The sequence below is a fragment of the Chryseosolibacter indicum genome (genome assembly GCF_018598585.1).
Classification (GTDB): Bacteria; Bacteroidota; Bacteroidia; order Cytophagales; family Cyclobacteriaceae; genus Chryseosolibacter; species Chryseosolibacter indicus.
Map to the genome: position 1 here is coordinate 38927 of NZ_JAHESD010000013.1, position 19199 is coordinate 58125.

The window sequence follows — 19199 nt, forward strand, 5'->3', positions numbered from 1 at the left end:
TGGGCAATGAAACTTGCTGCCATCGATATTGGTTCAAATGCCATTCGCTTTCAAGTGTCTACTGTGTTAGACAATAGCCCCACCCTGCTCTTTAAAAAACTTGAATATGTTCGGTTTCCGCTTCGTTTAGGCCATGACGTGTTCAATACAGGCCGGATTAGCGAGAAAAGCATAGAAAAATTTAAAAAGTTGATGAAGGCTTTTAAACTACTTGTAGAACTGTATGAGGTGAACGACTATATGTTTTGCGCTACCTCCGCAATGCGTGAATCTGAGAACGGGCAACAACTTGCAGACGAGGTTAAAGAGCAATTGGGCATCGAAATTAATATTATTGACGGCATACGTGAAGCCGAGCTGATCAATAAAGCCATCAACTCTTATCTCCTATCCGACCAAACCTATCTTCATATTGATGTAGGAGGAGGCAGCACGGAATTAAACCTTTTTGTCGGGGGGAAGAAAATTAAAACGAGGTCTTTTAAAATCGGTTCTGTACGTGTTCTTGAACATCACGACTCGCCTGTTGTATGGGAAGATATGGAACAATGGGTGAGGGAAAACATGAAAAAAGATTACGGAAAAGTTACAGCAGTAGGCACAGGAGGCAACATCAGTAAAATCTTTGAGCTCGCCCGGTTAAAACCAGGTAAGATTCTTTCACTGAAAAAAGTAAAAGAAATCCGAGATATGATACAGTCCTACTCAATAGATGAACGTATCTACAAGCTCCAAATGAATCCTGATCGGGCAGATGTTATTATTCCCGCCAGTGACATTTATATTAAAGTAATGCAATGGGCCCATTCTAGTAGTATTTTGGTACCAGAAGTTGGATTAAAAGATGGCATCATGTTACATCTCTATGACAGAAATACACAACAGAAGAGGCTAGATTTCAATGCAAATCAATAAAGCGGCCATATATTTATAGTTAAGTTTTGCAAATCCCCCATTATTCATACTCATTCCACACCTCATCCGTTTACCTAAGCGACAGTTCGTTAAACGGCTGTTATTAATCTTATAGTATAAAACAGCTATATTTGACGTTTTAAGACCTATACTTTTTAGTCAATTCACCAGAATATTATGAGTGACAGCCGCTAACGCTGTTGCGATATGAAATAGAATGTGAATGCGTTATTTTTTAACCTTCTTATGTATTCTAATGCTTTCTGGGCGCAGTATTATACTGTACGCTCAAAATTTCCCTGTTTTTAATAGTTTTTACGTTAATCCCTATTTATATAATCCAGCAGAGGCACTTACTGATTATTCACAATTATTCATTGTGCATCGCCAGCAATGGACGAACATTGAAGGTGCTCCTGTGATGAGCGGGGCGACATTCACTTCCCTGATGAATGAATCGCGAGCGGGGTTCGGAGGAAAAATTGTAAACTACAAGCGCGGCCTACTTACCACTACGGACTTTCTGGCTACTTACGCGTATGGAATCCCATTGGGGCAAAAGAACTGGTTGTTCCTTGGCTTGTCCGGTGGCGCTATTTCCAACACTATAGACGTCACGCGGGCTTCAAATCCTGATGATCCTGCTTTACTTAACTTTCAGAATAACAACACGCAGCCTGCAGCTAATGCTGGCTTTTTATTGCGTGCTGGGTCGGGATTAAACATAGGCCTCTCTTTGCCTCAACTGTTTCCTGTTAAATTCAACAACGAGGCATCGTTTAGTAATACCACTGTATCGCCAACAGACAACGTTTTTTTCACAATTTATTACAAGCGAAAGGTTGAGAGCAAAATTGTAACGAGAACGAAAAAGGGTATGAGGCGAAAAGTCAAAACTCAGTCAGCTACCGCCCCCCTTGAATTGTACATGAATTATAAGTATTCAAAATACAACATCAGTCAATTTGAATTTCTTGGCAAACTGAATCTTTCGCAGTACTTCTGGTTAGGTGGTTCATATAAGCTTCCCTATGGTTACACAGGAAACATTGGAATAAACACCAACCGTGTTGTGCTAAGTTATTCTTATGAGCCTAATAGCCAACCTGAAGATGGTTTTTCACAGGGATCTCATGAAGTTCTTCTTGGTATCCGCTTTGGCAATGCAAAACGATTTAAACGTCCTGCCCCTGTACTTCGATCTGTTATAACAAAAGATCCGACAGTGAAGCACACTGCCAGGTTCCAGGAGTCTGGCGAGAATCCGGATAAGATTAACGAATCAAACGAACCGGTTAAAAAGAAGTTTTACGTGGTTGTGGGTACATATGGCGAGTTCGCAAAAGCAGATGAGTATAAGACAAAGCTTATCAAAGAGAAATTCAATGCTGAGGTATTTTATAACGCAGCAGACAGAAAATACTATGTGCACGTTTTAGAAACTACGAAAGTAAGCGAAGCCCACGAAGAGATTAAAAACCTGAGAACGTATACAAAGCTTAGGAATGCGAGACTACTTGAAGTTAGAGAGAAGTAACGTAGAGAGATTCAAGCAGGAAATAATCTGAATAGCAGGGGAACTTACCCCCACTATTCAATTATTCTATTTATATTCTATATAACAAGGTTTACTGTTAGTCTCACTATGGCAGCACACAATTACTCATAAACTCGGCTAAGACAGATAACCTATTCTACTAGGAATTACATTAGGAAACATATCTATTATGTTGATGAGCGCCCTTCTTTTTAAGAGATTATGGGTATAAGAATAAAAAAAACGAGACATTGTAACTGTCTCGTTCGAAATTATTTATTGAAATAAATTACACTTATCTCATTCTCTTCTTTATTGTACTCTTTCCTTTTTTACGATCTTTGATATTGGTGTCGATCAGATAAGCAAGAGAAACTCTCGCGCCTTGATTTCTTATTTGCATGTTATCTTTATACATGGTACTTAAGAAAGTACCTTCGCTTTCCGGACTCAAGTTACTATGGCCAATTTCGTATCGTATTGACAACATAAATTGCTGTTTGGGCATTGGCTCGAAAACAAGCCCTGCCATAATGTTTAATCCCAATTGAAAACGATTTGGATCCTCTACTACCATCTCTCCCGGACCAACATAATCAGGATTTTTACCAAAGACAACTTTATAATTCAATGTTCCTCCGTCGCTTGGCTCTGCAGTCTCCTGGTTAAGAATAGTACCTTTACCATTCAACCAATAGCTAACATTCGGACCAGCACCCAGGTACCATTTATACACCTTCCCTCCTTTCGTCTGTTTTCTAAATTCTACTGTATAAATAATTGGAAGCTCCAGGTAATTATATGTAGCTGTTAGTTTCGTTAGCCTGTATTGTGCTCCTAAACGAGAGAAGTCTGCGTCACCTTTTAATACTTTTCCCTTTTTTGAATAAAGTAATGAGGTATGTAGGAAGAACTGTTTGTGAACACGAAAAGAAACCTGCCCACCTGCATGAAAACCCCAGACACCCTCAACATTATAAAGATCCTTATAATATTTATCACTAAAAGACGTCCACGAATACTGCCCCCCAGCTACAGGACCAAGAAGTAGCTGAGCGCGAGCGGACATAGTAATACAAAAAAGAGCAAAAATTAAAAAATAGCGTGTTTTCACGTAAGCCATAATTGGTTGTAAAGGTATATAAATATTGATACATCCTTTTGAGCGAACTGACCAGTTACCCTAATAGAGACATAAATGGGCTGTTTTTCAATACAAATTGCTCCCTTTTGTTTTAATACTGCACATGACAGTACATTCATTCACTAACACTACACATATTTATTATCGTCTTTTATAGTAAATTTCGAGGTTGATGAAATCAGACGGTTACAATTTCTTTATAAATGAAATAGATTAGCATGCTCAGGTTCCTTACTGTTTTATTTTTTGTTGCCTTTAGCTATACGGCATATTCTCAGGCTCCACGCATACTAAGCGTAGATAAGGATCATGGTGCAATGGGAGAAACTATAACATTAAGAGGTAGTGGGTTTGGTACTGATCCAAGCAAGCTCCAAGTCTTCTTTGGTGCCGTAGAGGGAACAGTTTTAACTACAGCAAATAACCTTGTTGAAGTAGAAGTACCCGAAGGTGCTACTCATGATTACATATCTTTGCGTAATAGTAACACAAAGTTGATAGGATATTCTTCGACGCAATTCTATATCAGCTTTAGCGGAACAAGCGAAGCAATTAGTGCCAATGATTTTGCTGCACAGCATGACACTCCATCTAAAGATACGGGCAGTCCAAATTTGTACAACTTCTGCATGTGCGATTTTAAGAAGGACGGCAAACCTGATGTCGCCACAGCAAATAATGGTGTAAATTACATTACTGTAATGATCAATAATAGCGCCAATCCAGGCAGCTTTGGCTTTACCAGAAAGTTTCCTAATCTTTTTGCAAAAACTGCTCACATAAACTGCAGCGATTTTGACGGTGATGGAAATTATGATCTGGTTGCCTCAGAAGACGGAGGAGCTTCGAGATTATTTTTTCTTAAAGGCGATGGAACAGGAGACTTTACCACTCCCGCTGAACCCTACAAAATATTAACAGGTTCTTTAATCAGGCAAATTCAGATAGCTGATATTAATCTGGACGGCAAACCAGATATTTTGCTATCCGACTGGAATATAGTAAACGGTATTAAACAAGTGCTATTTTTAAAAAATGAGAGTGACAATTCCGGAATTAAATTCAGCGACGCTATTTCTATTCCTATTCCTATTGTACCCTCTGCTGGCACAGATGCCCTTCAGGTTGAAGATATTGACAATGACAATTTGCCGGATATCATTGTATCTCCAACCCAAAATTCAAATATTTTTATTGTCAGAAACAATAGTTCAGTTACTAACATTCAGTTCGACACGCCAATTGTTTTGAATGTGACAGGTGCAATTACCGGGTTAAAAGTTGGAGATCTTGATAGTGATGGGAAGGCTGATATTGCAGCTTCTAAACTAGCTACTACACAGCTTTCTATTTTGAAAAATAACAGCACGCCTGGAAACATTTCCTTTGGCAGTCCTATTCAAATCCCTGTTGAATTAGAAAATTCCTGGGGACTTGATTTTGGTGATTTAAATGGCGATGGCATCCTTGATATAGTAATCCCTCACACTAAACCATCATCAACTACTACGCCAATTAAATCAAAGCTTACAATTTTAGAGAATAAAGGGGGATTGACTTTTCAAAAGACATCAATTGAGAAAAATGATGTAAGCAGGTATGTTCGTGTGGGAGACATGGATAAAGATGGTAAACCCGATATCGTAGGAGCTAGCGTGGATATTTTTGTTAGCGGGCTTGGCAGCTTTGAACCTTCCAGTATTTTTATTCTAAGAAATCTCAGATGTTTTCAACCAAAGATAACACCTGAAGGACCTATTAATATCTGCAGTACCGATCCTGTAAAATTAACTTCAATAAAAGGAGGATCGAGCTATCAATGGAAAAAAGATGATGTAGATATTACAGGAAAAACAACAAATGAACTTAACAATATTGTTGGCCCGCTTGCAACCTCCAATTTTAAAGTAGTAGCTACAACTTTAAGTCCACGATGTACCTCTCCTATTGAATCTAATACAGTATCAGTGACAATTACAAGCGCAGCAGGTATTAGTACTGTCCCAATAGTACCTAATCCCACCCCAGCATGTACTGGCAATTCTACCGTTACCCTTACTGCTTCAGCATCAGGGGTGGATTTCCATGGCTATAAGTGGGAAGGACCAAATAGCTTTAGCTCTAATAATGCTACTGCAACAATTCCATCATCAGGAGACTTAACGCTTGGTCACGCAGGCTATTATAGCATTTCCTACTTAGGACCGGGAGGGTGCGTCCTTAAATCTGAAAAAGTTAAAGTTGACGTAATCGAGAAGCCGACTTTCACAATTGGGACAACAAATGGAAGTACCATTTGCTCGGGGCAAAGTACAAGATTAGTATTATCCCCTTCTCCTTCCTCCATAGGGTATACATATCAATGGTTTAGAAAAAACAACGACAACTCAACAACTTCCGTTGGAAATAATAATCAAGATTTTGAGGCTAATAGTGCCGGGAAGTTTTATGCCTCAATACAAGGAGCTTGTCCTACTGAAAGCGATTTACTGGAAGTTAGTGAAAAACCCGCCCTCACTGCTTCATTTACAATACCAACAGTTGCATGTGCTAATGAAGAAATCCTGTTTCAGAATAACACTACAGAACCAGAACCATTGAAGTATACATGGACATTTGGAGATGGCCAAACCGCTACTGAAAAAAGTCCTATGTATAAGTATTCAAATCCTTCCCCTGGTTACTCAGTGAAATTAATTGTCTCTTACGCCGACAACGCCTGTGCGTCTGCGCCTGCAATAAAGACCATAAATATACTTGCGGCACCTGCAGTTCAAATAGTAACAGCATCGGGAAAAAATCAAATTTGCAAGGGAGGCGAGATTGATCTTAGTGTAACAGGCGCAACTATCAATGCCTATAACTGGAACACAGGAGAAACTACATCGTCCATTAAAGCAACCAATGCAGAAGTATATAAAGTTAATGTAAAAACAAGTTCAGGATGCTCGCTAACGGCAGAGAAAACATTAACGTTCTTTGATGATACACAGGTTACAATAACTGCTGACCCTCCTTCTGTAGACCCCGGAGATCCGGTACAACTTTCTGTTGAAGGACTTGTATCACCGGAATGGAGCCCAATAGAAACTCTTTCTGATCCAAAATCAACATCTCCTATTGCTATTCCAGCAACAACTACAGAATATTCTGTAAAGGGCATAGATGAAAATGGTTGCGAACGCACTACAACCATCACTATTAAAGTTGATCCAAAATCAATGGTAAGTTTTCTATCTCCAAAAAATTTCTTCTCTCCAAATTCAGATGCAATAGATGATATCTGGAATATAGAAAACATCGAAAACTTCCCTGCATGCGGTGTTACTATCTATGATGAAAAGGGCGTGAAAGTTTTTGAAGCAAAACCTTATAATAATGATTGGAATGGTACTTTTAAGGGTTCTAACCTACCCGATGGAGTATACTACTATATTATTCGTTGCGATGGTGAAGAAAGCACACCCAAGGCTGGGAGTTTAACACTCCTTCGCTAAATTCTATTACATCAAGTCCAACTTCCTTACTAAAAACCCTCGCAAAAGGCAAGTTGTTGCTTTTGACGACAAAAAACAGTTTTAAAAGTTTAACAACGCTTGACGAAGCTGAGCTGCAAAGCAAAAATTAGAAAACGATTACATACCGTATAATATTAGGGGATTTTAGTATAAAACTTACGTTTACGGTTACCCGAGACTCTTTCCAACTATTTAAAGAATAGAAAATTATATCGGATATTGCCGCTTAAGATCGAAAATTGAGAATCATGAAAAAATTGTTACTACTGTGGGTCTTTTTAGGTGCCATAGTGGCTTTCGCCCACGCGCAGAATGGTGAATCAAATTGTAATGACAACCTCGACAATGATGGTGATGGCTTGGTGGATTGTAGGGATTGTCCTGGCAAAGTGTGTGAAGTATGTAACGATGGAATAGACAATGATGGTGATGGATTTATCGATTGTTACGATAAAGAGTGCTCTATAGATGCAGCATGTAATGGCTTTTTTATTGGTAAAGATCTTCAATGTGAAGCCAAACCAAGCACCTTTCCTGAGTTCGCTTTAACAGAAGATTTTCATAGCCCTACAGGTGTAACTCAACACTCTGGTAAACTATTAGTCGGTGATGTTGATGGGGATGGTGTTCCTGAAATAGTTTCAATCTATAGGAACAAAGACAGCGAGGGAGCTAACGACTTTGTATCCAGGCTAAGCATTCTTTCGAGTCCAACCAATGGCGGCACAGAAACAATCACTAAAGCAACCAGGCTAACGAAAGGTGATGGCGTTTATTTACAGCACGAAGGTGATTTTGCGATTGCTGATGTTGACAGAGATGGAGACGCTGAGATCTTTGTAGTTAGCGGAACCAGAAGTGGTACAACGGCATGGGCTTTAATGGCTTATACTTATAATAAAACGACCCAATCCATCGATAAATTTTGGACCGCTCCCATTTCTGTTCCCGCTGATCCAGGAAATATTGGTCTTGCTGATTTCGACGGTGATGGAAAAGTAGAATTGTACGGACGTGATCGAATATTTGATGCGCACACTGGTGTGGAGATGGGCAAAGGAAACGATCACTTAGGAACGAATTGGAGAAAAGAAAGTTCTGGTTCTACCGCTGCAGATATTTTAAGTGATAGTGAATGTTCAGATTGTCAAGGCCTCGAACTTATAGCAGGCTGTCGCATCTATTCCATTGCTATTAACAGAAGTGGAACAACACCCACTGCTACAGTAACAAAAGTACGTGAACGTTCTGAGTATTTTACACGTACAGGATCTACCAGTGACAATAGTACAAGTGTTGCCGATTTTGATTTAGATGGTTACCTAGATGTGATTGCAGTAGGGTCTGATCAAGGAAATGATATTAACACCACTATTTTTTTCTGGAGTGTTCATAAAAATAATGCTGCTCCGGCAGCTGTTAATCAAGGGGCATTAAAAACATTTATGGATGACGAGGCATATCCTAATGGTTGGGGTAGAGGAGCCGGTAGAGTAAACATTGCCGATATTGATGGTGATGGTAAATTAAATCTTGTATACGTTTCAGGTAAGTATCTATATGCATTGAAAGAGGGTACCTCTTCACTAGAGCAAGTCTGGCGTGAATTGGTTGCTGAAGAAACTTCTGGTGTTACAGGTTGTACCCTGTTTGATTTTAATGCTGATGGCACATCTGAAATTGTATATCGAGATGAGAATAGACTTTATATTTTCACTTCCCGATTCCCAGAAGTAAATGGCGTACCAGATTATACACAAAACTCCACAGTATCATCTAGTTATCTTACATGTAAATCACGAACATACAGGGAATATCCAATAGTTGCAGATTTGGATGGAGATGGTTCTACTGAAATATGCGTAACCTGTGCGACGAATGAAACCAGCGCAGGAGCATCTTTGGATTTGTATAGTGGTGCCCGGGTAAGAGTATTTAAATCTGCAAATGAGCCTTGGGTACCAGCACGTAAAGTATGGAATCAACATGGTTATTTTGTTGTAAACGTTAATGATGATTTAACCATACCTACTAATCAACAACTTCACCATAAGGTATTTGCACGTAATGTTGTTTGCCTTTACGGAAGAGACAGCAGGCCTTTAAACTCTTTTTTAAATCAGGCTCCTTTTCAAAATTCACAGGGATGTCCTTCGTTTGCGGCCCCCAACCTTTCTCTTTCTAAAGGTGCGAATCAACCTGTTAATCTTACCATTGTTCCTCCTACCTGCCCTGAAAGAGATTTTTCAGTGTCGCTTACAATTTACAATACAGGAGATGTACCGTTAACCGGAAGCGTACCTATCAGTTTCTATAGAGGAGATCCTCAGTCTCCAGCCATGACAGCGGTTAAACTGAAGCAGGTAGACTTGGAGTTTATAAATGTCGCACCAGGAGACAGCGTAGAACTTAAAAATGAAATAATTACCGGTAACGGTTCTAATTTTACACTTTATGTTGCCATCAATAATGACGGAGTTAACAACGGTGGAACTACGTTACCAATTCTATTTCCGAATACAAACTTCCTAGAATGTAATTATGCTGATAATATCTTCAGTATGTCTGTTACGCCAACTCCTGCAGACTTAGGCGTAGACTTGATAAAAGATAACATTGTATGTAATGACGGAAGTGCCGATCCTTTTGCTGATGGACAGGCAAAAGCTTATATCATAGACGCGAATAATAACAACGTCACCCAAAACTTCACCTTTATCTGGTCTAATGGTGATTTTGTAAATAGCCCGCCCAACTATTCAAATAATCCAAGTGATAAAACAGGGTCTATTTATACCGGCCTGGCTAAGGGCACATACACTGTGTATGCGCGGCATAATACGTTCGGATGCGGCTCTGAAGAATTGAAAATAGAGATCAACGACGACCCCGTTGATCCACCTACTGTTGAAATTAAAGATACCGATTTAAAGAATCCAACTTCATGTAAAACAGCAAACGGAGAATTAGGAGTATCTGTAACTGGAGGTTCTACAAATTATACTTACAATTGGGTAAGAGGTTTATTTGTTGACACTGGTACACCAATTGGTACAGGCTCTTCTATTAGTGGTCTTTCAGGTGATTCTTACGCTGTTAGGGTAACTGACGTAGTTACTGGCTGTACTGGAACCGCCAATAAAGTATTAATAGCGCCAGCAAGTCCAACGGTTACAGCTGATGTTAAGGATAGTGATTGTTCCGCAACTCCAAAAGGAGAAGCCTTTGTTACTAACGTAACAACTAACATATCTTATATCTGGTATAAAGGCGATGCTACTACATGGTTTAGTCCGAGTACATATAAATATTACGATTTACTTCCTCCAGGAGAAATTGAAGCTGTTAAATATGATAACTTGCCAGGAGGAAAATATTCAGTTATCGCTTATGACAACACATCGTTGTGCGTCTCCCTACCAGTAGTAAAGGAAATTAAGCAAACAACACCTCCTGTAGTGACTATCTCGGGAATATCTCCTCAGATTTCATGTGCTACAGATATAACCAAACACACAGGATCTGCTACAGCGTCAGTTGCGGGATCTGCTAATTTTACAATACAATGGTTTAAAGGACAAAACACTGCCGGCACTCCATTTAAAACTGAGACACATGTAAATACGAGTACTGCATCGAATCTAACTTCCGGTATATACAGTGTAAAAGTAATAGACGAAATCACAAATTGCTTTACGGTTGTAGACCAGAATATTGAAATCATTACAGATATTGCCGACTACACAGTTGTTTTAAATACAGTAGATAAAACGCTTTGTACTTCCGACGGTCAGGTAACTGCTACTGTTCTTGTTGACGGAGTAGCTGACCCTGACCAAAGCAAATACAACTTCTTCTGGTATAAAGGGCAAAGCAAAAAGCCTTCTGTCGATTTCCCTGCAAATACAGACAACATTTTGGAGAACGCCGAACCGCGCTTCTATACAGTATATGCTAAACATACAGCGTTAAGTTGCGAAACCAATATTGTCAATGCAGAGGTTCTTAACTTAGTTCCTCCTATAAATCTCGCATTTGAATCCTCTGTACCACCAAGTACCTGTACAGATAAGGGAAGCATTACTTTCAAATTCTTACCTACAGACAATAGCTATCAGCCATCTGATTATTCAACAAAGTGGTTTCATGGTACCGATACTTCAAAGGTTAGTAAACGTATCACACAATTTATAACAGATAGTTTAAGGAACGATATAGGACCAGATATGATTTCCCATATTAAATCCCTACTGGTAGGTACATATACGTTAGTTGTTAAAAATCCGGCTACTGGTTGTACGGAAGTTCTTTCCCATTCGCTGAGGTATATAGATGCTCCTGAAGTAGTAGTAACACCTACACCTGTTACCGCGTGTGATCTGTTAAATCAACCTGGCACAAATGGCTCATTCAAAATTGATTTAGTCGTTAAAGACAATGCAATAAATGCGAGTAATTATGATATTTACATTTATAAAGGCGATTATCCTGCTAACCCTCCAAGTTCACCTCCTCCGGCGGGTTTTGTTGAAAATCACGTAATAACAAATACTGCGACTACATACACGTTCAATACCACACAACCTTATGGCATTGGGAATTATACAATTGTGGCATTTGACCGCGCAATTTCTTGTCCGACAGAAGCACCAGCCACAATAGATGATCATGTGACGTACCCTGCTGTTGCAAAAGAAACTTTTGATGATTCTTATTGTAACATTGTTAAAACGGATGGTAATGGTACTGTAAGAATTATTGATCCTGTAACAAAATCATTATTGTCTACATCAGACTATGATTTTGAATGGTTCTCTAACAGTGCTGCAATTCCAGCGCTAACTAACCAAAACCAGACTAATGTTGTAAGGGACGGCCTTTATACCATAGAAGTTAAAAACAAGATTACATCGTGCATGACTTCTATTGACGCCACAGTAATCTCTAATGAAAAAATGATCTCTGTTAAAGCTACCCCTACAGATGTACTGAATTGCAGCGCTGATGGATTCACCCCTGCCACAGATGCCACAGCAGAGGTGATTGAAATTGAAGAGACAGAAAAAGGCGCATCAAACACTTACGGGGCGCCAACTTTCCCAGCTGATTATAACTTCCAGTGGTCTGACCTGGCATCAACCACTACGTACAATGTAGTTAATCTTGATACAGGATTTCATTACGTTAAAGTTACAGATGCTGTAACTGAATGCTACACTGAAAAATCAGTAGAGGTACTAGACAAAACAAAGAATACCGTTTTTGTTGACCTTGTAGATTTCAAAAAAGATGAATATTGCGTTAATCCAATAGCTGGATTTCTGGAAGTTCGCGCGTTAGGTTCTTCGCTGAATCCGGATGATTACTTTTACCGATGGACAAGCCTTGACCCCCACATTGTACCAGCAGACACAACTAAGAGGATTACCGGGCTAACACATGGATATACGTATGCAATTGAAGTGAAAAACAAAGTCAACCAATGTATAGTTAGAGATACATTTCTTATGGAGAAGTTAATCAACCCAATTCCTGTCATAACTTCCAAGATGGATCTTATCTACTGTACTCCGCATAATGGAAGAATACAGGCTTCGGTAATAGATACCTATGCACCAGCCGACTACAAATTTTTATGGACCTACCACGACATTACTAATGGAAAACATGTGGTTGATAAAGATACAATAAGCGTTATCAACGGCCTAGGTAGAACGGAGGGAATATTCGTACGCGTCATAGACAATGAAAATCCAACAGATTGCGTTACAGATCTGATTCCTGTTGATGATATCAGAGATCTTCGTATGTATCCGCATGTCATTGCTACTGAAGTAGATCCTGTTACTAATTGTACCAATCCGTTTAATGGAATAGCATCAGCTTTTGTAGAAAATGAAGACAACTCACTCTACAATTTTGATTGGTACGAAGGTTCATCCATAACACCTCATCCGGCCTTCACCGGAGTAGAGTTTGGTAACTTATCAAGCACCGTATATACTGTTCAAGCCACTAACCTCTTTACAGGATGTACAGGAACCGCGCAAATACAAATCACTAATCAACCTATACCTGTACCAGTACCAGTTATTGAAATCCTTTCGCAGGTTACAAACTGTAGTGTACAAAATAGTGCCGGAAATAACGGAGCACTTGCCGCTACTGTCAACGGTGAAATAGCAGGCTATACTTTCAATTGGTACAATGGCCAGAGTGAAAAAACCGCAGCAGATTTTGTAGGAGACACTTACACAAATCTTATTACAGGTTTCTACTCTGTTATAGCTACTGACGACGAAACTGGTTGCCGTTCACCATTAATCAATGAACAGCTTTTGTTCCAGCCTAGATTCCCTGACTTTGATTTCGCTGTAGTTAATGCAACATGTGCTGATCCTAACCGAAAAAATGGACAGCCTAATGGACAAGCTACTATGATCTTGTTGAGTGATGTTGAAGTATCAAAAATTGAATGGGAGCATTTAGAATCAGGAGAATTCTTTACAGAAACAAATATTGAAAACGCCTTACCAGGTAAGTATATAGTTACTGTAACATCATCACTTAACTGCTATACCCAAAAACAAATGGAAATCGGAACTGAAGTTCATGCCTTCAACGGTGTTTCCAGAAATGGTGACGGTTACAATGACATTTTCTTCATCAACTGTATTGAAAACTTCCCGCGTAACCATGTTAAGATATATAACCGCGCAGGTACATTGGTATACGAAGCGGAGGGTTATAATAACGCAGATACTTATTTCGACGGTAGATCTAACAAAGGTGTAAGCCTGATGGGTAACAACTTGCCTGATGGTACTTACTTCTACGTGATTGATAAGAGAGATGGTTCTAAACCAGTGGCAGGATACCTTGAAGTTGTAAATTAAAGCACAGACTAATGCTATCGTTAAAACGAATTTTTTTAACTACGTTACTATTATCAACAATTCTGATTCCGGGCATTGCTCAACAATACCCGGTTTTTAGCCAGTACTACTTTAATGAACTTGTGATTAACCCTGCATATGCAGGTAGTCACGTTCAATTTAGTACCACGGCTATGTACCGGAATCAATGGGTTAATTTCCCTGGCGCTCCTAAAACGTATCACCTCACTACCCACACTTCTTTGATGAAGAACAAGATTGGTGTTGGTCTTATGTTAAATCACGATGAAATAGGCAGTTATAAAAACGAGCATATATACGGTAACTATGCTTATAAACTGCATTTCAAAAATGCAACCTTATCTATGGGGCTCCAGGCAGGGTTCAATTTGCTTGGTGCCGATTATAGTAAGTTAAGTTTGCAAAACCCAGATGGCATAGATGCATCGTTCAGTAATCTTATTAACGAAGTAAAGCCGAACTTCGGCGCCGGGCTCTTCTATAGTACAAAAAATTACTTCCTTGGTTTCTCTGTACCCTTCATTCTGAATAACCAGGTTATAAAATCTGTTGAGGAATTAGCAGGGGGAATCAGGGAAGCGCGTTATTATTTCCTTCGCGGTGGTGCCATTTTACCTCTGGATCGCATGAACAAAGTTAAGATCAATCCTTCTGTTATGCTTCGTACACAGGAAGGACAGCCTCTTACTTTCGACCTGAATAATGCTTTTATATTTTATGATGTATTTAGTATAGGTTGGTCTTACCGTTTGGGCGACTCTTTTATCACCTTCATTGATCTTAAAATCAATGATCGGATACACTTTGGTTACTCTTATGATTTGACAACTTCAAACATCAACGGTTTTTCAAATGGCACACATGAATTCATGATTAATTTCAGAACAATCATTCGGCCGATTCATGGTAATCCAGAATGTCCTCAATATTACAATTACCGATAAGTTGTGCTAATTATTGGGGCCTCTTAGAATAAAGAGGCCTCCATTACAATTTCTTTTGTAATGTTATAAAACTCCTTGTGTATATTGAAAGGTAGCTCTCCGTTTAGTTCCCTGATCACATACGAACCATCCTCTCTCATAATATAAGAGTTCACGTTATCCTTAAGGTTGTATCGCAAATTATTGATCGCTTGTCTTCTTAAAATATCCTCTTCAAGAAGGAATAACGATTCAACTCTGCGATCAAAACTCCGCACCATGGCGTCAGCACTTCCGATATAAACCTTAGGGTTTCCTGCGTTATGGAAGTAATAGATCCTTGAATGCTCAAGATACTCCCCTACTATCGAGTATACCTGAATATTTTCACTTAACCCCTTTCTTCCGGGGCGAAGACAACACATTCCTCTCACTATTAATTTGATAGGCACACCAGCCTGAGAGGCGGCGTAAAGCTCATCAATGAAATCTTTATCCTGTAAAGAATTAAGTTTTATAACAATGCCAGAAGGCAAACCATTTCTTGCGTTTTCAGCTTCCCGTTGCACGAGGTTACAAAGCTGAATACGCATATCGCGTGGTGAAGTGATCAGGTTACGATAGGTAGATGGCTGCGAATGGCCGGTAATTACATTAAAGAATTCCGAAACATCATTTGCATAATTTTCCCTACTTGTAAGAAGTCCTATATCCACATAAAGCCTGGAGGTAGCCTCATTGTAGTTACCACTAGAAAGGTGTACATACCTATATACTTTATCGTCTTCTTCTTTGCGTACAATAAGGAGAAGTTTGGTATGCGTCTTCAAACTACTTACGCCATATATTACAAAGCAACCCGCCTTCTGTAATCTTTGTGCTTCTCTTAAATTGTTCTCTTCATCAAATCGCGCTTTTACCTCAAATAAAACCGAGACGTGTTTACCATTTTCAGCAGCTTTTAACAATGCTGCTGTAACACGAGACTCTTTTGCAACGCGATAGATTGTGATTTTGATAGATAGGACATAAGGATCATCCGCTGCTTTTTCCAGTAGTTCCAGTACTGGTTCCATAGAATTATAAGGATGATGCAAAAGAATATCTCTATTCTTCAACACCTCAAACAGGTCTAAAGAACCATGCTCCGGAAAGTTTAAAGGCTTGATTGGTTCCCGCGGATGCGATCGTTTTGCTTTAAATTCCTTATGCTGAACAATCTGTTGTAATCCTGTAAAATCAACAAGACTTTCTTTCGAAATGTAAAAGATATTGTGGTCGTCAAGATCCCATTGAATCTTCAACAAACGCATCATCCACGGGTCGGGGTTTTCCTCTACTTCTAATCTGACAACCCTCCCGCTTCTTCTTGTTTTCAATTTTCTTTTTAAATCTTCAAGAAAATTGGATTCTATATCTTCACTTTCCTCGAGCGTAAAATCTCCATTACGATTTACACGAAACAGATTAACGCTTGCTATCGTTACATTTCTAAAAAGACTTTGAATGTTTTGGCTGATGATATCTTCAACAGGAACGAATTGAATACAATCTTCTCCCTGTACTTCATAGAACCGAGGCAAATTATGCGGCACCTGAATAAATGATACCTTGAGTTGATTGTGATTATCGCCTGGGTTTTTTGTTACCACGCCAAACAACAACCTGTTATTCATCAACACAGGAAAGGTGTGATAATTATCAAACACCATAGGGGTAAGCATTGGGAAAATGATTGAGTTAAAATACTCATTCACTCTTTTAACATTCTCGACAGAAAGGTCGTCGTAACTAGCAATGCTAAAACCGTTTTCCCTAAAAAGCGGTTTTAATTTACCTACATAATAATCGTTGATGTCTTTACAAAAACGCTGCATCTCAGAAAGCAGCAAACGCCTGAATGGCTCTTCCCTTAGACCGTTATAATCAAACCGTTCCTTCCCATAATCTATATAGTTATACAAACTACCTAATCTTATGGTACAAAATTCATCAAGGTTAGAGGCTGTAATAGCCAGAAATTTCAATCTATCAAAAATGCTCCGATCAATATGTTTTGCCTGATCTAAAACACGATAATTAAACTGAAGCCAGCTTAGATCACGACTAATATAATTGCTCTCATTAATCTGCTGAAAGATCTTTTCCAATGACAGAACTGCCTCATTCATATGCGGTCTTAATTGTTTTACGAACAGAGTTTACTTAAACATCTATTCGTGCATATTTAGCATTCTTTTCGATAAAATCCCGGCGCGGAGCAACTTCATCGCCCATTAGCATTGAAAAAAGGTGATCTGCTTCTGCGGCCGACTCTATACTTACCTGTTTAAGAGATCGTCTGGCTGGATCCATGGTAGTAGACCATAGCTGTTCAGGGTTCATTTCTCCTAAACCTTTATAGCGTTGTACGTTTACGGAATCATCCTTACCTCCTCCTAATTCCTTCACGAAAGCGTCACGCTCCTCCTCAGTCCAGCAGTAGCGCTCTTCTTTACCTTTTTTAACAAGATAAAGCGGAGGCAAGGCAATGTATACATAGCCGTTCTCAATAAGCTCTTTCATATACCTGAAAAAGAAAGTAAGAATAAGCGTTCTGATATGACTACCGTCAACATCCGCATCGGTCATAATCACGATTTTATGATAACGAAGCTTAGCCAGATTAAGGGCCTTGTCATCATCAACCGTTCCAAAGCTTACGCCGAGGGCGGTAATGATATTCTTGATTTCTTCGTTTTCGTAAATCTTATGTTCCTGTGCTTTTTCAACATTAAGAATCTTACCCCGAAGCGGAAGAATTGCCTGGAACATTCTATCTCTACCTTGTTTTGCTGATCCGCCTGCAGAGTCTCCCTCAACAAGATACAATTCAGATATACTTGGGTCAGTACTTGAGCAGTCTGCAAGCTTACCTGGTAATCCCGTTCCTGACAATACATTTTTTCGTTGCACCATCTCACGCGCCTTACGCGCAGCATGGCGCGCCTGAGCTGCAAGAATTACCTTATTTACTATGGTTTTAGCTTCACGCGGATGTTCCTCAAGGAAATATTGAAGAACTTCTCCTACGGCCTGATCTACGGCACCCATTGCATCTGAGTTACCAAGCTTTGTTTTTGTCTGACCTTCAAATTGAGGTTCAGCAACCTTTACAGAAATAACTGCAGTTAATCCTTCGCGAAAATCGTCACCACTGATGTCTATCTTTACCTTTTCTAACAAACCAGACTTTTCAGCATAGTTCTTTAACGTGCGGGTAAGGGCACGCCTAAAACCTGCTACGTGCGTACCTCCCTCATGTGTATTGATGTTGTTTACATACGACACCAAATTTTCGCTGAAAGATGTATTATAACTTAATGCGACCTGGACAGGTATCTCACCCTTATCGTTCTCGATGTAAATTGGTTCTGGAATCAGCTTCTCACGGGTAGAGTCAATATAATCTACAAACTCGCGTAAACCTCCTTCTGAAAGAAACTTGTCTTTGCGAGTCTCTCCTTTTTCATCCTTCTCACGGGTATCTTCAAGGTAAATGGTAATACCTGGATTTAAAAATGCCAACTCACGAAGACGGGAAGCGATGGTCTCGTAGTTGTATTCTGATATTGTAAATATCTGTTTATCTGGCTTAAAATAAATGGAGGTTCCCCTCTGTTCAGATTCGCCGATTATCCTAACGGGATAAAGCGGGTTTCCTCTTTCATATTCCTGCTCGAAAATCTTTCCATCCCGGTAAACGGTAGCCTTTAGAGTTTCTGATAATGCATTAACGCAGGAAACACCTACACCATGTAACCCCCCTGAAACTTTATAGGTATTCTTATCAAATTTACCGCCAGCATGCAACACTGTAAGTACAACTTCAAGAGCTGACCTTTTCTCTTTTTCGTGCATGTCGGTAGGAATACCACGGCCGTTATCGAGAACGGAGATAGAATTATCTTCGTGTACAGTAACGTAAATGGTGTCACAATAGCCGGCAAGTGCCTCATCTATTGAATTATCTACCACCTCCCAGATCAAATGGTGCAAGCCCTTAATGCCAACATCGCCAATGTACATGGCCGGACGTTTGCGGACCGCTTCTAAACCTTCTAAAACCTGGATATTACTTGCTGAATATTCTGTAGGAGTCTTACCTTTTACTTCGCTCATTTTTGGAGTTTCAAACCGTCAAAAATAACCTTTTTGCCTTCTACGAGAGAACTTTCTCAGGAAAATAATTAACTATTTTTAGCT

At 39.4% G+C, this 19199-nt stretch carries 8 protein-coding genes; 5 read left to right on the forward strand and 3 right to left on the reverse strand.

Translation table 11 applies throughout. The features are described 5' to 3' along the window. Positions 1-6 precede the first annotated feature (6 nt). Both KK060_RS08230 and KK060_RS08235 read left to right on the forward strand, forming a co-directional pair. Positions 7-915: a Ppx/GppA phosphatase family protein gene (locus KK060_RS08230; RefSeq protein WP_254153274.1), complete on the forward strand. Its 909-nt coding sequence runs from the start codon at positions 7-9 to the stop codon at positions 913-915. 223 nt (positions 916-1138) lie between these two features. Further along, positions 1139-2452 carry a PorP/SprF family type IX secretion system membrane protein gene (locus tag KK060_RS08235; protein ID WP_254153233.1) on the forward strand — a complete coding sequence of 438 codons (1314 nt, stop codon included), beginning with the start codon at positions 1139-1141 and terminating at the stop codon, positions 2450-2452. 295 nt (positions 2453-2747) lie between these two features. Here the strand turns inward: KK060_RS08235 and KK060_RS08240 are convergent, their stop codons facing one another. After that, on the reverse strand, positions 2748-3521 hold the full coding sequence (locus KK060_RS08240) for a porin family protein (protein WP_254153234.1): 774 nt from the start codon (positions 3519-3521) through the stop codon (positions 2748-2750). A 293-nt stretch (positions 3522-3814) separates the two neighbouring features. Here KK060_RS08240 and KK060_RS08245 point away from each other — a divergent pair, with 293 nt between their 5' ends. The 3 genes from KK060_RS08245 to KK060_RS08255 all read left to right on the forward strand — a co-directional run bounded on the left by KK060_RS08245 (position 3815) and on the right by KK060_RS08255 (position 14975). Next, positions 3815-7093 carry an FG-GAP-like repeat-containing protein gene (locus KK060_RS08245; RefSeq protein WP_254153235.1) on the forward strand — a complete coding sequence of 1093 codons (3279 nt, stop codon included), beginning with the start codon at positions 3815-3817 and terminating at the stop codon, positions 7091-7093. Positions 7094-7362: 269 nt separating this feature from the next. Next, positions 7363-14010 (forward strand): T9SS type B sorting domain-containing protein, encoded by a 6648-nt coding sequence (locus KK060_RS08250; protein ID WP_254153236.1) that lies wholly within the window; start codon positions 7363-7365, stop codon positions 14008-14010. Between the two features lie 11 nt (positions 14011-14021). After that, positions 14022-14975 carry a PorP/SprF family type IX secretion system membrane protein gene (locus KK060_RS08255; RefSeq protein WP_254153237.1) on the forward strand — a complete coding sequence of 318 codons (954 nt, stop codon included), beginning with the start codon at positions 14022-14024 and terminating at the stop codon, positions 14973-14975. 23 nt (positions 14976-14998) lie between these two features. Here the strand turns inward: KK060_RS08255 and ppk1 are convergent, their stop codons facing one another. Then, positions 14999-17125 (reverse strand): polyphosphate kinase 1, encoded by a 2127-nt coding sequence (ppk1, locus tag KK060_RS08260; RefSeq protein ID WP_254153238.1) that lies wholly within the window; start codon positions 17123-17125, stop codon positions 14999-15001. A gap of 34 nt (positions 17126-17159) precedes the next feature. After that, complete coding sequence (gene gyrB / locus KK060_RS08265; RefSeq protein WP_254153239.1) at positions 17160-19115, reverse strand: DNA topoisomerase (ATP-hydrolyzing) subunit B; 1956 nt, start codon at positions 19113-19115, stop codon at positions 17160-17162. Between the last annotated feature and the right edge of the window lie 84 nt (positions 19116-19199).

Bases quoted from the DNA above. Each gene is read 5' to 3' on its own strand.
- KK060_RS08230 (WP_254153274.1), top strand. From the start codon at position 7: ATGAAACTTGCTGCCATCGATATTGGTTCAAATGCCATTCGCTTTCAA.
- KK060_RS08235 (WP_254153233.1), top strand. From the start codon at position 1,139: ATGCGTTATTTTTTAACCTTCTTATGTATTCTAATGCTTTCTGGGCGC.
- KK060_RS08240 (WP_254153234.1), bottom strand. From the start codon at position 3,521: ATGTCCGCTCGCGCTCAGCTACTTCTTGGTCCTGTAGCTGGGGGGCAG.
- KK060_RS08245 (WP_254153235.1), top strand. From the start codon at position 3,815: ATGCTCAGGTTCCTTACTGTTTTATTTTTTGTTGCCTTTAGCTATACG.
- KK060_RS08250 (WP_254153236.1), top strand. From the start codon at position 7,363: ATGAAAAAATTGTTACTACTGTGGGTCTTTTTAGGTGCCATAGTGGCT.
- KK060_RS08255 (WP_254153237.1), top strand. From the start codon at position 14,022: ATGCTATCGTTAAAACGAATTTTTTTAACTACGTTACTATTATCAACA.
- ppk1 (WP_254153238.1), bottom strand. From the start codon at position 17,125: ATGAATGAGGCAGTTCTGTCATTGGAAAAGATCTTTCAGCAGATTAAT.
- gyrB (WP_254153239.1), bottom strand. From the start codon at position 19,115: ATGAGCGAAGTAAAAGGTAAGACTCCTACAGAATATTCAGCAAGTAAT.